Genomic DNA, 13,758 nt, shown 5'->3' on the forward strand with positions numbered 1-13,758 from the left:
CGCGTTCGGCGCGGCGCCCCTCTGCGGCGCACGTCCGTGGCGCTGCACGCGTTCTACGTCGACCACCTGCTCATGCTGCTCGGGCTCATCGGCCTGGGGGCGGGGCTGCACCTGGCGGCGGGCGAGCCGTTCGAGCCGCCCGACGTCGCCGCGGCGTGGCTCGTCGCCGGGGGCACGGCGGCGTTCCTCGTCGGCGATGCCGACTACCGCCGCACGCTCCGCCTGGGTCCGTGGGCGTGGCGGGTGGTCGCGGCGGCGGTCTGCCTGGCGACGGTCCCGCTCGCACGCCTGACGTCGCTCGCGGTGCAGCTCGTGGTCCTCGCGCTCGTCGTGGTGGCCGCGATCGGCGGCGAACGGCGTTATCCTGGACGACGGCCCGGTCAGGGCTGACAGCAGCACCGACACCGCACGCGACGCGTGCTGAGCGAGGAGGACCGCCATGCGCAGCGAACCTCCCAGTGATAGTCGCTCCCGCGGCCTGAGCCGCGGTGTGTCCCTGCACCTCCAGCACCGTCCCGCACGCCTCGCGCGCGGCTGACGACCCGCGCGCGCCCGGCGCCGCGGGCCCCTGAGCCGCAGCACCCGTGTGCTCGACGGTGCGCCAGCGCTGTCCCGGAGCCCGTCATGACCGACCGTTCGATCACCCGTCTCGCCACCCTCGCCCGCCGCCCGCACCTGCTGACGCGCCGTGACGCCGACGTCGCCCGCAGCCGCCGCGGCGGCCTCCCCGCCCTGCCCGTGCCCGACGGCGCCCTCCCCGCGACCGAGCCCGGCTCGAGCATCGTCGACTCCGCGATCTACGTGCAGGGCCGCCGTGTCGCGACCCCCGCGTCGCTCGCGGACACGTTCCGCGCGCTGCGCGCCGAGGACGACGCGATGGCCTGGATCGGCCTGTACCGGCCGAGCGAGCACGACCTGACCCGGCTCGCGGTCGAGTTCGACCTGCACGAGCTGGCGGTCGAGGACGCGATCGTCGCCCACCAGCGCCCCAAGCTGGAGCGGTACGGGAACACGCTGTTCGTCGTCCTGCGGGCCGCCCGCTACGTGGACGCGACCGAGGAGGTCGAGTTCGGCGAGCTGCACGTGTTCGTCGGGCCGGACTTCGTGGTGACCGTCCGGCACGCGGAGTCGCCCAACCTCACGGCGGTGCGCCGCCGTACCGAGGCGGACCCGTCGATGCTGGCCCGCGGCCCGGAGGCCGTGCTCTACGCGATCCTGGACGCTGTCGTCGACGGCTACGCGCCCGTGGTCGCGGGGCTCGAGAACGACATCGACGAGATCGAGACCGAGGTGTTCCGCGGGGACGCGTCGGTGTCGCGGCGCATCTACGAGCTGTCCCGCGAGGTCGTCGAGTTCCAGCGGGCCGTGCGGCCGCTGCGTCAGATCCTCACGGCCCTGCGCGCCGGGTTCGACAAGTACCAGATCGACGAGGAGCTGCAGAGCTACCTGCGCGACGTCGCCGACCACGCGACCGAGGTCGCCGAGCGCATCGACAGCTTCCGCGTCGCGCTGCGGGACATCCTCACCGTGAACGCGACCCTCGTGTCGCAGCGGCAGAACGAGGAGATGCGGGCCCTGTCGGAGGCGAGCAACGCCCAGAACGAGGAGGTCAAGAAGATCTCCGCATGGGCAGCCATCCTGTTCGCGCCGACGCTCGTGGGGACGGTCTACGGCATGAACTTCGACGACATGCCCGAGCTGGGCTGGCACTACGGCTACCCGCTGGCGCTGGTCGCCATGGCGTTCGTGAGCGTCGGGCTGTGGGGCGTGTTCAAGGCGAGGCGCTGGATCTGACCTGCCCGACGGCGCGGGCCCGGCTCAGCGCTGGACCTCGCCGCGCGTGACGTACGCGACCGAGGTGTCGCTGGCGGGCATGCCCGGGTAGTGACCCGTCGTCCGGCTCGGAGTCTCGGTCGGCTCGCCGGTGCGCACCTCGGCGAGCGAGAGCCGCGAGACGATCCGGTACCGGTCGCCCCGGTAGACCGAGTGCACGTACTCGACGGGCCGGCCGGCGTCGTCGAGCGTGAGGCGCTCGAACATCAGCGCGGCGGAGAACGGTGGCACGCCCATGATGCGGGCCTCCTCCTCGCTCGTCACGGTCGCCTCCATCGCCTGGGTCGCGCTGGCCACGCGCACGCCGTGGTGCGCGGCGAGGTGCTCGTAGAAGTCGCCCGACTCGACGTCGGCGGGGTCGAGGTCCGGGACGACCTCGGCCGGCAGGTAGAGGTACTCGATCGCGATCGGCTCGCCGTCCACCAGCCGGAGCCGCGCGACGTGGACGACGGTCGCCGACGGCGACAGGTGCAGGCGCCGCCCGACGCGCGGTCCGGCGGGCTGGGTGCCCAGGTCGAGGACGCGGCTCGACCAGGTGCCGCCCGCACGCGGGACCTCGGCCACGGTGTCGTGCGCGACGAGCTCCTGCGTGACCTTCGCACGCGCGACGAACATGCCGCGCCCGTGCTCGCGGACGACGAGGCCCGCCCCGACGAGCTCGTCGACGGCGGCGCGCAGGGTCGGGCGCGAGACGCCGAGCTGGTGCGACAGGTCGCGCTCCGACGGCAGGGGGTGGCCGGCGGGCTGGGACTCGACGAGCTCGAGGATGTGGTCGCGCACGAGCTCGCGCTTGCGGGTGGGCGCGGCGGGGCTGTCGGGCACGCGTGCTCCTCCTGGTTGCCACAGAACTGACCACTGGTGAGTATGCCACCCTCGCTGCGGTCTGCGGCTCGACTCGGATCGCTTCGGGCCGATGACCGCGGAATCTCGTTCTGATCACGACCACCGGAACCTCTTGACGCCGCGTCGCGCGGCGTGCCATCTTCACTCTCACTTACCAGTTGACCAACTGGTAAACAACGAGGCGAGGTGAACCATGAGGAAGTTCCGCACCGCGGGCACGGCCGCGGCGACGGCAGCGGCCCTGGCCCTGACCGTCGCGGCCTGTTCGTCCGACGGAGGCTCGGACGACCCGGGCACGAGCACGAAGGGCGCCACGACGATCGACGTCTGGCTCATGCGAGACAGCATCTCCGACGCGTTCCAGCAGGAGTTCGTCGCGGGGTTCGAGCAGGCTCACCCGGACGTCAAGGTCGACGTCCAGGTGCAGGAGTGGGACGGCATCGGGCAGAAGATCATCTCGGCGCTGGCCAGCGACGACGCCCCCGACGTGATCGAGGTCGGCAACACGCAGGTCGCCCAGTACGCCGCGAGCGGCGGGCTCGGGGACCTGACCGACAAGGTGTCCGACCTCGGCGGCTCCGACTGGATCCCCGGGCTCGCCGAGCCCGGCAAGATCGACGGCAAGCAGTACGGCATCCCGTACTACGCGGCGAACCGCGTGGTGCTCTACAACAAGGACCTCTTCGCGAAGGCCGGGATCACCGACCCCCGAAGACCCGCGACGAGTGGCTCCAGGACACCACCAAGCTCGACGCCGGCGGCAACCAGGGCATCTACCTGGCCGGCCAGAACTGGTACACCTTCGCCGGCTTCCTCTGGGACGAGGGCGGCGAGCTCGCGACGCAGGACGGCGGCACCTGGAAGGGCGGGCTCGACACCCCGGCCGCGGCCGCAGCGATCGACTTCTACGGGAAGCTCCAGAAGCTCGGCAAGGGCCCCAAGGACGCCGACGAGCAGCACCCGCCGCAGATCGACGTGTTCGCGGGCGGGAAGGTCGCGCAGATGATCGCGACACCGGGAGCCGCAGCCCAGGTCACCGCCGCGAACGCCGCCATGAAGGACAAGATCGGCTTCTTCCCGATCCCCGGCAAGAGGGCGGACCAGCCCGGCGCCGTCTTCACGGGAGGCTCCGACCTGGTGATCCCGACCGCGGCGGCGAACCCCGACCAGGCGTACACGTTCATCAAGGAGCTCACGGGCGACGAGTGGCAGAAGAAGCTCGCCGTCGCGATGAGCTACGTGCCGAACAAGACCACGCTCGCGGACGCCCTCGCGAGCGACCCCGGCGCGGCCGCCATGGCCGTCGGCGCGGCCAACGGCCACGCGACGCCCAACTCGCCCAACTGGGCTGCGGTCGAGGCGAACAACCCGATCAAGAACTACATGACGCAGGTGCTGACGGGGGCGGACCCGGCCGTCGCCGGCAAGGCCGCGTCCGACTCCATCGCGAAGACGCTCAATGCGTCGAGCTGAGCTGGAGGGGGTCGTGGGAGGTGCGGCGTCTCCCGCTCCCCGCGACCCCCTCCTCACCGAGGGGCGGGCCTCCGGGCCCGCCCCGGCGGCGACGGGCGCCGGGTCGTCCGTCCCGCGGCGGGGTCCGAGCCCCTGGCCCTACCTGCTGATCGCGCCGGCGGTCGTCGCGATCGCCGTCGTGCTCGGGTACCCCGTCGTCCGCAACGTCGTGATGTCGTTCCAGGACTACGGCCTGCGCGAGCTGATCCGTGGGGGAGCCGGGTTCGTCGGGCTCGACAACTACACCGAGCTGCTCTCCGACGGCACGTTCTGGGGTGTCGTGGTGCGGACGCTCGTCTTCACGGCGATCAACGTGGTCCTGATCATGGTGCTGTCGACGCTCGTAGCGCTCATGATCGGCGCGCTCGGCCGCGTCCTGCGGTTCTCCGTGATGGCGGGCCTCGTCGTCGTGTGGGCGACCCCGATCATCGCGGCGACGACCATCTGGCAGTGGCTCTTCCAGTCGCAGCGCGGGGTGGTGAACTGGGCGCTCGTCGGGCTCGGTCTGGACCGGTTCGACGGCTACTCGTGGCTCGCCCACGGCACCGCCGCGTTCGCGATGCTCGTGCTGCTGATCGTCTGGCAGTCCGTGCCCTTCGCCGCGCTCACCCTCTACGCGGGCCTCACGACCGTGCCGCACGAGCTGTTCGAGGCGGCCAGGATCGACGGCGCGTCCGGGTTCCGGCTGTTCCGGTCGGTGACGTTCCCGATCCTGCGGCCGCTGTTCGGGCTCATCACCTCGCTCGAGGTGATCTGGGTGTTCAAGGCGTTCGCCCAGATCTGGGCGATCACCCAGGGCGGGCCCGACGACGCGACCACCACCTTGCCGGTCTATGCCTACCAGGTGGCCCAGTCGCTCCACCGCTACGGGCTCTCGGGGGCGATCTCGGTCGTGACGGTCGTGATGCTCACCCTGCTGCTCCTCGTGTACTTCCGTCAGACCTTGCGTCAGGAGGGCGACCGATGACCAGCGCCACCACCCCCGTCCCCACCACCACTGCCCCCGCCGGCCGGGCGCCGTCGGGCCGGCGACGGCGGGTACGGCCCGGGCGCGTCGCGCTCGCCGCGGCCGCCGTCGTGACGATCCTCGCGTCGGTCTTCCCCGTGTACTGGATGGTCCGCACGGCGCTCGAGCCGACGCGCGACCTGCAGTCGGGCTCGCCGACGCTCTGGCCGCGCGCCCTGACCCTCGACCACTTCCGCACGGCCCTCGACGCCGACGGCTTCTGGGCGTTCTGGCGCAACAGCCTGTTCGTGACGCTCGGCTCGGTCCTCGTCGCGCTCGTCGTGGCCGCCCTCGCGGCGTTCGCGGTCGCGCGCCTGCGCTGGCGCGGTCGCGGCATCTTCGTGCTCGTCGTGTTCGCGGCCCAGATGGCGCCCTGGGAGGCGCTCCTCATCCCGATGTACATCGTGGTCCGGGACGTCGACCTGCTCGACCGCCTCGTGACCCTCCTCGTCATCTACATGGTCATCACGCTGCCGTTCACGATCCTCACGATCCGGGGTTCCTCGAGGCGATCCCCGTCGAGCTCGAGGAGGCGGCGCGCGTCGACGGCTGCTCGCGCGCCACGGCGTTCCGGCGCATCGTCTTCCCGCTGCTCGCACCCGGCCTGCTCTCGACGTCGCTCTTCGGGTTCATCACGGCCTGGAACGAGTTCGCGTTCGCGAACACGCTCATCATCAAGAACCAGGACAGCCGCACGCTGCCCGTCTGGCTGTCGTCGTTCAACAACGTGTTCGGGACGGACTGGGGCGCGACCATGGCCGCGTCGACGCTGTTCATGCTGCCCGTGCTGCTGGTGTTCGTCGTCCTGCAGAACCGTGTCACCGGCGGCCTGACGGCGGGGGCGGTCAAGGGATGAGCGCCGTCCCGCCGCTCGTCCCGGCGCCCCTTGCCTGGCGCCCCCGGCCCGGCGTCCACGTGCTCGACGAGCGCTCCACCCTGCACGCCGACCCCGCGCTCGCGGGGAGGCGCGTCGGCTGCGCCGCCTGCTCGGCGCGAGCGGCGGCCTCGACCTCGAACCCGCCGGGCACTTCTCCGCGACCGTCCGGCTCGGGCTCGACGACGCGCTCGGGCCCGAGGCGTTCGTCCTCGAGATCCTGCCCGAGCGGGTCGAGGTGCGGGCCGGCGGCCCGGCGGGGGCGTCGTACGGGATCGCGGCGCTGCGCCAGCTCCTGCCCCCGACGCGTACCGCGCGGCCGTCGTCGTGCCGCCGCCGTGGGAGCTCCCGTGCGGCACCGTCCGGGACGAGCCCGCGTTCGCGTGGCGCGGGGTCCTGCTCGACGTCGTCCGGCACTTCCTGCCCGTGCGCGAGGTTCTGCGGTTCGTCGACCTGATGGCGGCGCACCGGCTCAACACGCTCCAGCTCCACCTGACCGACGACCAGGGCTGGCGGCTCGAGATCGACGGGTTCCCGGCGCTCACGGCCGTCGCGTCGTGGCGGCGTGCGTCGCAGGTGGGCGCCGGCGACGACGCACCCGACGACGGGAGGCCGCACGGCGGGTACTACACGCGCGCGGACGTCGCCGAGATCGTCGCCTACGCCGCGGAGCGGCACGTGACCGTCGTGCCCGAGATCGACCTGCCGGGCCACGTCCAGGCGCTGCTCGCGGCGTACCCCGAGCTGGGGGCGGGGCTCGACCGGGCCCCCGACGGGCGCCCCGTGGCGCCTGAGGTGTGGACGCGCTGGGGGATCTCGGACCACGTGCTCGGGCTCTCGGAGCACGTCGTCGAGACCGTGGGCGCGATCCTCGACGACGTCCTCGACCAGTTCCCCGGCCCGGTGCTCGCTCTCGGCGGCGACGAGTCGCCCAAGGTCCGCTGGCATGCGGACCCGGACGTCGTCCGGCGTCGGGCCGAGCTCGGCCTGGACCGCGACGCCGACGCGCAGAACTGGCTCCTCGACTGGCTCGCCCAACGGGCCCGCGTGCGCGGTCGCCGGGTCCTGCTGTGGGACGAGGTGCTCGAGGGTGCCCCGGTGCGCGGCGCGGTCGTCGCGTCGTGGCGGGGCTCGCACGGCGTCGCGACCGGCCTGGCCCAGGGGTACGACGTCGTCGCCGCCCCCGCGGACGAGGTGTACCTCGACTACCGCGAGTCGGACGACCCGCGCGAGCCCGTCCCGGTCGGGGTCGTCACGGACGTCGACCGGGTGCTGCGGTTCGACCCGCGCCGTGGCGTGACCGGCGACGAGTCGGGCCGCCTGCTGGGGGCCCAGGCGCACCTGTGGACCGAGCACCTCGACTCGCCGCGCGCGCTCGACTACCGCGTGTTCCCGCGGCTAGCCGCGTTCGCCGAGGTCGTGTGGCGGGGTGCGCCGTCGGATCCCGACGACTTCCGGGAGCGGCTCGCCGTCCACGAGCGCCGGCTCGAGGCGTGGGGGTCGAGCTGCGGCGCGCCGACGGTCCGCGGCCCTGGCAGGAGCGCCCCGGCGTCCCCGGCTCGCCGCTCGAGCGGCACGAGCTCGACGCGCACCTGCGTCGGCTGGTGGGACTCGGCCCCGCCTGACCGCGACGCGGCGCCCCGGCCGCGCACGAGGTCCGGCGCCCGACGCACGGCCGGGCCGTCCGGGCGCACGTCGTCGGGCGATCCGCGCACGGGCGGGGCGGCGTGGTCGGAAGCGTGGCCCGGTCCGGGGTTGGATCGAACCACGACGCGCGAACGGTTCGCGCCGACCGACGACCAGGGCAGCCCGGAAGGACCAGCCATGACCATCAGCATCACCGCGACGACGAACGGATCGTGTTCACCGGCCAGGTCAGCGGGCAGGCGGACGCCGACGTGTGGGTGCGCGTCGACGGCGCCGCGTGGACCCGGGCGGACCGCGTCGCCCTGGGTGAGTGGGTGTACACGACGCCCGGCGCGCTGCCGGCGGGACGGCACGCCGTCCACGTCCGCTCGACGGACGCCGCGGGGATCCCGCTCGCCTCGGCCGCCCATGAGTTCGGGGTGCTCCCGCGCGGCTGAGGCGGGGTTCGTGGACGACGTCGGCGTCGTCGTCGGCGGAAAGTATCGTGCGCGATCGCCAGCTATTCTTTGCGGCCGCGCGGTCGGGCCGCCATAGACCTACGCCTGCCAGCGGCCGCGGTGGACGACGTCGTCCATCGCGCGGCGTGGGCGGCGCGCGGCCGACCCGGTCGCCCCGCCCGGAGCGGGGTGGCCGATGGTGATGGCGCCGACGGGGTCGTGGTCGTCGGGGATCCCGAACGCCTCGCGCACGGCGGCGTCGGCCTCGGGCGGGATCCCGAAGAACAGGGCCCCGAGCCCCTCGTCCACGACGGTCTGGAGGATGAGCAGGCTCGCCATCGCGGTGTCGAGGTCCCAGAACGGCTGCGGCCAGCGCGCCTCGTCGCGGTCGGTCCAGCCCTTGTCGGGCTCGGCGTACCGGTCGAGGTACGTCTTCTTGCTGCTGCACGGGATCACGACGACGGGGGCGCGCATCATGCCCTCGAGCCACGCGTCGGGGTCCTCCGAGTCGGCGGTGGCCTCCCAGTAGCGGCGGACGTCGTCGGGGGTGTCGAGGACCAGGAACCCCCAGCCCTGGCTGAAGCCGGCGCTGGGGGCGCGGACCGCGTTGCGCAGCGCCCGGTCGACCACCGCCGGGTCGACCGGTTCGGTCGTGTAGCTGCGGGTCATGCGGCGGCGGTCGACGACGTCCTGGAACTCCATGCGGGAAGCATCCCACCGTCGGCGTGATCTGACACACATTCAGATCCTGAGACACGGGCTTGTCAGGTAAGGCTGGCCTCACTTAGGTTAGGCGAGACTTACCGCCTGGCCGTGGATGCCGGGCACCCCGTCCGAGGAGCCCGAGCCCCGCCATGCCCGCACCGCAGCCGCCCGTCCGTCGCCGCCCGGCGTCCCGTCAGCGAGGACCGCGCGTCGTCGCCTCGCTCGCCGCGCTCCTCGTCACGGCGCTCGCGGTCACCGGCTGCTCGCTCGCCGGCGCGTCGGGCACCAGCGGCTCCGACGACGGCGGAGTGGTCGACACGACCCCGCTCAGCAAGCTCGACGTCGTGGCCCACCCGCGCGACCTCACCGGCCCGAGCACGGCGCGGCTCGCGAAGAACGCCGTCGACCCGGTCGCGAAGGACCCGAAGGCGACGCTGCCCGCGACCGTCACCGACGCGCAGGGGACCAAGGTCACCGTGACCGACACGAGCCGCATCCTGGCACTCGACCTGTACGGCTCGACGTCGCGCATCGTCTACGACCTGGGCCTGGGAGATCGCGTGGTCGGCCGGGACGTGTCGTCCGCGTTCGACGGCATCAAGGACAAGCCGCTGGTCACCCAGAACGGGCACGACCTGAACGCCGAGGCGATCCTCGAGCTCGCGCCGACCGTCATCATCACGGACACGTCGCTCGGCCCGTGGGACGTCGTCCTGCAGATGCGCGACGCGGGCATCCCGGTCGTCGTCGTCGACTCCAAGCGCAACCTCGACAACGTGGGCACGCTCGTCCACGAGGTCGCCGACGCCCTGGGAGTCCCCGAGCAGGGTGACGCGCTCGCGGAGCGCACCGACAACGAGATCAAGGCCAAGACCGCCGAGATCGCCGCGATCGTCCCGAAGGACGTCGCCGAGCGCCCCCGCATCGTCTTCCTCTACGTCCGCGGACAGGCGGGGATCTACTACATGTTCGGCAAGGGCTCGGGCGCGGACTCGCTCATCGACTCGATCGGCGGCGTCGACGTCGCGTCCCAGATCGGCTGGAAGGGCATGAAGCCGATCAACGACGAGGGACTCGTCAAGGCGGCGCCCGACGTCATCCTCATGATGACCAAGGGCCTCGAGTCCGTGGGCGGCGTCGACGGTCTGCTCGAGAAGCTCCCCGCCGTCGCGCAGACGCCGGCCGGGAAGCATCACCGGATCGTCGACATGGACGACACCGAGATCCTGAGCTTCGGTCCGGAGACCGCGAACGTCCTCGACGCGGTCACCCGCGCCGTCTACGCGCCGGGGAGCGCGAAGTGAGCGCACCCACCGCGCCCGCGCCGGCCGCGAAGCTCGACGAGCGCCAGGCCGTCGACGCCGTCCGCGCGCTCGACGGCCCGGCCGTCCTGCCGCCCGCGCGCCCCGCCCGCGCGACCGCGCTCTTCGTCGTGCTCGGCGTGCTCCTGGTCGTGCTCGCGGTCCTCTCCGCCGGCATCGGCCAGCTCGACATCCCGCCCGCCCAGGTCGTCGGGTCGGTGCTGCACCACCTGGGCCTCGGCGTCGGGCCGACACCCGAGCACGTCAACGGTGACGCCGTGCTGTGGACCATCCGGTTCCCGCGCGTCACCATGGCGCTCCTCGTGGGGGCCGCGCTCGCGACGGGTGGCGCGCTCATGCAGGGCGTGTTCGGCAACCCGCTCGCCGAGCCCGGCGTCATCGGCGTCTCGGCGGGGGCCGCGGTCGCGGCCTGCGCGACCATCGTGTTCGGCCTGTCGACCCTCGGCCCGTGGACGACGGCGACCGCGGCGTTCGTCGGCGGGCTCGTCACCACGCTCCTCGTCTACGTGCTCGCGCGCTCGAACGGGCGCACGGAGGTCGTCACGCTCGTCCTCACCGGGATCGCGGTCAACGCGGTGTGCGGGGCCGCGATCGCGTTCTTCACGTTCCTCGCGGACCAGCAGGCCCGCGAGCAGATCGTGTTCTGGCAGCTCGGCAGCCTCAACGGGACCCGCTGGCCGTACGTCGGGATCGTCGCGCCGTTCGTCGTCGTCGGGATCGCGGTCGCGGTGATCCTCGCGCCCCGGCTGGACCTGCTCTCGCTCGGCGAGCGTGCCGCCCGGCACGTGGGCGTCGACGTCGAGCGGCTCCGACTCGTGTGCATCGTCGCGATCGCGCTGCTCACCGCTGCCGCCGTCGCGTTCTGCGGGATCATCGCGTTCGTCGGGCTGGTCGTGCCGCACCTCGTGCGGATGATCGTCGGCCCCGGGCACCGCGTGCTCGTGCCGGCCAGCGCGCTCGGGGGCGCCGTCCTGCTGCTCGCCGCGGACCTGGCCGCCCGCACCGCCGTCGCCTACGCCGACCTGCCGATCGGGATGCTCACCGCGCTCGTCGGCGGCCCGTTCTTCTTCTGGCTGCTGCGCCGCACGCGCAAGAGCGCGGGAGGCTGGGCATGAGCGCCCCCGTCCTGGTCGCGCGCGGCGTCGGGCACCGCATCGACGGGCACACGATCCTCGACGGCGTCGACGTCGAGGCCCGCGCGGGGAGGTGCTCGCGCTCGTCGGGCCGAACGGCGCCGGCAAGTCCACGCTGCTCGGCGTGCTCGCGGGCGACGTCACGCCCACGACCGGCACGCTCACGTGGATGTCGACGCTCCCGCCCGTCCCGGGCGCCGCCGCCGACGACCCGCTCGCCCGCGAGCTCCTCGCCGCCGAGCCCGTCGCGTCCCTCCCGGTCGCTGAGCTCGCCCGCCGCCGGGCCGTGCTCCTGCAGGAGCAGACCCTGAGCTTCCCGTTCCGGGTCGTCGACGTCGTGCGGATGGGTCGCGCGCCCTGGGCGCGCGGCGGCGTCCCCGGCGAGCCGGAGCCCGAGGACGACGACACGGTCGTCGCCCGCGCGCTTCTCACCGCCGACGTCCTGCACCTCGCCGAGCGACGGTTCCCCACGTTGTCCGGCGGGGAGAAGGCGCGCACGTCGTTCGCACGCGTCCTCGCGCAGACGCCACGCCTGCTGCTGCTCGACGAGCCCACCGCCGCCCTCGACATCCGCCACCAGGAGCACGTGCTCGCGCAGGCGAGCGCGCGGGCCCGGGCGGGCGACGCCGTCGTCGTCGTGCTGCACGACCTGTCCCTCGCCGCGGCCTGGGCCGATCGGGTCGTCGTGCTCGAGCGCGGGCAGGTCGCCGGCGTCGGCACGCCCGACGACGTCCTCACGAGCGAGCTGCTGAGCCGCGTCTACGACCACCCCGTGCAGACCCTGCGCCACCCCGACACCGGCGAGCTGCTCGTGCTCCCGGTGCGGGGCGCTCCTCCGCGAGCACGGCCACCACCGAAGGAAGCCGAGCATGACCCACGTCCGCCGCCCGGGCGCCCGCCTCGCCGGCGCCGTCGTCGGGACGCTCGCGACGGCGCTGCTCGCCGGCGCGGGCCTCGTCGCCGCGGCCGTCCCCGCGTCCGCCGAGCCGCGCGTCACCGTGAGCGGGCCCGACGGCGCCGCCCACGCCGACCTGACCTACTCCACGACGCTCACCCTCGCGGGCAGCGGGTTCCAGTCCATCAAGGGCGGCTTCGGCGGGATCTACGTGCTGTTCGGGTGGGTCGACGACCCGCAGGGCGGCTCCTGGCGGCCCAGCCAGGGCGGCAAGACCGGCACGGACCTGCGCTACGTCCCCGACTCGGAGACCAAGGACAACAAGGGCTTCGAGAAGTTCGTGTCGTTCCCCGGCTCGGACACCGAGTACGCGGCCAACGGCGGCGAGATCAAGGCCGACGGCACCTGGAAGACCACGCTGGTCGTCCCCGGCCCGACGTTCCAGACCCAGGACCGCGACGGCACGACCGTCACGGTCGACTGCCGCAAGGTCACGTGCGGCGTCATCACGATCGGCGCGCACGGCGTCGTCAACCCGAGCAACGAGACGTTCACGGCCGTGAGCTTCGTCGACCTGCAGGGCGCGAGGTCGGCCACGAAGAAGAGCGCCTCGGGTTCGGGCGCCGCGCAGGGCTCGGCGTCAGGCTCGGCGGCGAACGGGGCCGGCTCGAGCGGCGCCGGCTCGGCGGGCAGCGGGACCGCGGGCTCGTCGGGCGCCGGCTCGGCCGGCACCGACACGGCCGCCGACGGCGCGGCGAGCACGTCCGCGGGAACCGGCACGACCGCGAAGAACGCCGAGGCGCCCGCGAGCGCGACGCTCGGCGTCGACAAGACGACGGCGGTCGCCGGGCACGTCCTGAGCTTCGTCGCGCAGGGCTTCACGCCCGGCGAGCAGGTCGTGGGCTCGTTCGACGACGGCGTCCTCGCGGTCGGCCCGCTCACCGCGGGTGCGCAGGGCGACGTCGCGGGCGTCCTCCAGCTCCCGGACGACACCCGGCTCGGCACGCACACGCTCAAGCTCACGGGCGCGAAGTCGGGCCAGGCGCCCGAGGTCGCGCTCACCGTCCGGCGCGACCCGGCCGAGGCGTCCGCCGCCGACGCAGCCGCCCGTGCCGCGGCCGCCGCGAGCGCGAAGGACGACGGCTGGTCGCCCGCCGAGATCGCCGTCGGCGTGGCCGCGCTCCTGCTGCTCGCTGTGATCCTGTCGTCGTTCGTCACGGCCCGACGGCGCAAGCGGGCCGCGCGGGCGCAGGCGCCGACCGAGCCGGGTCTGCCGAGCGAACCGGGGACGCCGGCCGCGCCGGAGACGGAGAGGACACCGGGCGAGCCGGTCGAGCCTTCGGCGCCGCAGGCAGCGCCCGAGCCGCCCGACGCGGCCGCCGCTCAGGCCGAGGCACTCTTCCCGATCCTGGCGAAGCCGCCGACGGGGCCGTCTACCCAGCCCGTCCCGACGGGGAGGCACGCGTGACGCGCCGCGCGACGCATCGCGCCACGAGCCGTGCGACGCGCACGGTCGGACGTGTCGCCGCCCTCGTGCTCGCCACCGTCGCC

The 13,758-nt window shown here is 73.6% G+C and carries 11 protein-coding genes and 3 pseudogenes; 12 read left to right on the top strand and 2 right to left on the bottom strand.

What is annotated here, in order from left to right; translation table 11 throughout:
• The first annotated feature begins 36 nt into the window (after positions 1-36).
• Together QQK45_RS09830 and QQK45_RS09835 are read left to right on the top strand one after the other, a co-directional pair.
• Positions 37-390, top strand: a complete 354-nt coding sequence (locus QQK45_RS09830; RefSeq protein ID WP_284293112.1) for a low temperature requirement protein A — start codon at positions 37-39, stop codon at positions 388-390.
• 234 nt (positions 391-624) lie between these two features.
• Positions 625-1,794, top strand: a complete 1,170-nt coding sequence (locus QQK45_RS09835) for a magnesium and cobalt transport protein CorA (protein WP_284293113.1) — start codon at positions 625-627, stop codon at positions 1,792-1,794.
• 24 nt (positions 1,795-1,818) lie between these two features.
• Here QQK45_RS09835 and QQK45_RS09840 read toward each other — a convergent pair whose 3' ends face one another.
• A complete protein-coding gene (locus QQK45_RS09840; RefSeq protein WP_284293114.1) occupies positions 1,819-2,655 on the bottom strand; it encodes a GntR family transcriptional regulator in 837 nt (278 codons plus the stop codon).
• A gap of 355 nt (positions 2,656-3,010) precedes the next feature.
• On the opposite strand from QQK45_RS09840, the pseudogene QQK45_RS23585 reads away from it, so the two are divergent.
• The 6 genes and pseudogenes from QQK45_RS23585 to QQK45_RS23150 all read left to right on the top strand — a co-directional run bounded on the left by QQK45_RS23585 (position 3,011) and on the right by QQK45_RS23150 (position 8,152).
• Positions 3,011-4,149, top strand: a pseudogene (locus QQK45_RS23585) (extracellular solute-binding protein).
• A gap of 13 nt (positions 4,150-4,162) precedes the next feature.
• Positions 4,163-5,155, top strand: a complete 993-nt coding sequence (locus tag QQK45_RS09855) for a carbohydrate ABC transporter permease (protein WP_284293115.1) — start codon at positions 4,163-4,165, stop codon at positions 5,153-5,155.
• Positions 5,156-5,705: 550 nt separating this feature from the next.
• A complete protein-coding gene (locus QQK45_RS23135) occupies positions 5,706-6,050 on the top strand; it encodes a carbohydrate ABC transporter permease (RefSeq protein ID WP_431310330.1) in 345 nt (114 codons plus the stop codon).
• A 127-nt stretch (positions 6,051-6,177) separates the two neighbouring features.
• Positions 6,178-6,525, top strand: coding sequence for a glycoside hydrolase family 20 zincin-like fold domain-containing protein (locus tag QQK45_RS23140; RefSeq protein ID WP_431310331.1), 348 nt, complete (start codon positions 6,178-6,180; stop codon positions 6,523-6,525).
• A pseudogene (locus QQK45_RS23145) lies at positions 6,495-7,439 on the top strand (beta-N-acetylhexosaminidase); the annotation flags it as partial. The gene QQK45_RS23140 and the pseudogene QQK45_RS23145, both read left to right, overlap by 31 nt.
• Before the next feature lie 533 nt (positions 7,440-7,972).
• Positions 7,973-8,152 carry an Ig-like domain-containing protein gene (locus tag QQK45_RS23150; RefSeq protein WP_431310332.1) on the top strand — a complete coding sequence of 60 codons (180 nt, stop codon included), beginning with the start codon at positions 7,973-7,975 and terminating at the stop codon, positions 8,150-8,152.
• A gap of 99 nt (positions 8,153-8,251) precedes the next feature.
• On the opposite strand, the gene QQK45_RS09875 is transcribed toward QQK45_RS23150, so the two are convergent.
• A complete protein-coding gene (locus QQK45_RS09875; protein ID WP_284293118.1) occupies positions 8,252-8,854 on the bottom strand; it encodes a nitroreductase family protein in 603 nt (200 codons plus the stop codon).
• A gap of 152 nt (positions 8,855-9,006) precedes the next feature.
• On the opposite strand from QQK45_RS09875, the gene QQK45_RS09880 reads away from it, so the two are divergent.
• The 4 genes and pseudogenes from QQK45_RS09880 to QQK45_RS09895 all read left to right on the top strand — a co-directional run bounded on the left by QQK45_RS09880 (position 9,007) and on the right by QQK45_RS09895 (position 13,675).
• A complete protein-coding gene (locus tag QQK45_RS09880) occupies positions 9,007-10,161 on the top strand; it encodes a heme/hemin ABC transporter substrate-binding protein (RefSeq protein ID WP_284293119.1) in 1,155 nt (384 codons plus the stop codon).
• Between the two features lie 86 nt (positions 10,162-10,247).
• Positions 10,248-11,294, top strand: coding sequence for a FecCD family ABC transporter permease (locus QQK45_RS09885; RefSeq protein WP_284295003.1), 1,047 nt, complete (start codon positions 10,248-10,250; stop codon positions 11,292-11,294).
• Between the two features lie 142 nt (positions 11,295-11,436).
• Positions 11,437-11,811: pseudogene (locus QQK45_RS09890) on the top strand (ATP-binding cassette domain-containing protein); the annotation flags it as partial.
• Between the two features lie 370 nt (positions 11,812-12,181).
• Complete coding sequence (locus QQK45_RS09895) at positions 12,182-13,675, top strand: hypothetical protein (RefSeq protein ID WP_284293120.1); 1,494 nt, start codon at positions 12,182-12,184, stop codon at positions 13,673-13,675.
• The last annotated feature ends 83 nt before the right edge of the window (positions 13,676-13,758 follow it).

The sequence above is a fragment of the Luteimicrobium album genome (assembly GCF_030161555.1).
Taxonomy (GTDB): Bacteria; Actinomycetota; Actinomycetes; order Actinomycetales; family Cellulomonadaceae; genus Luteimicrobium; species Luteimicrobium album.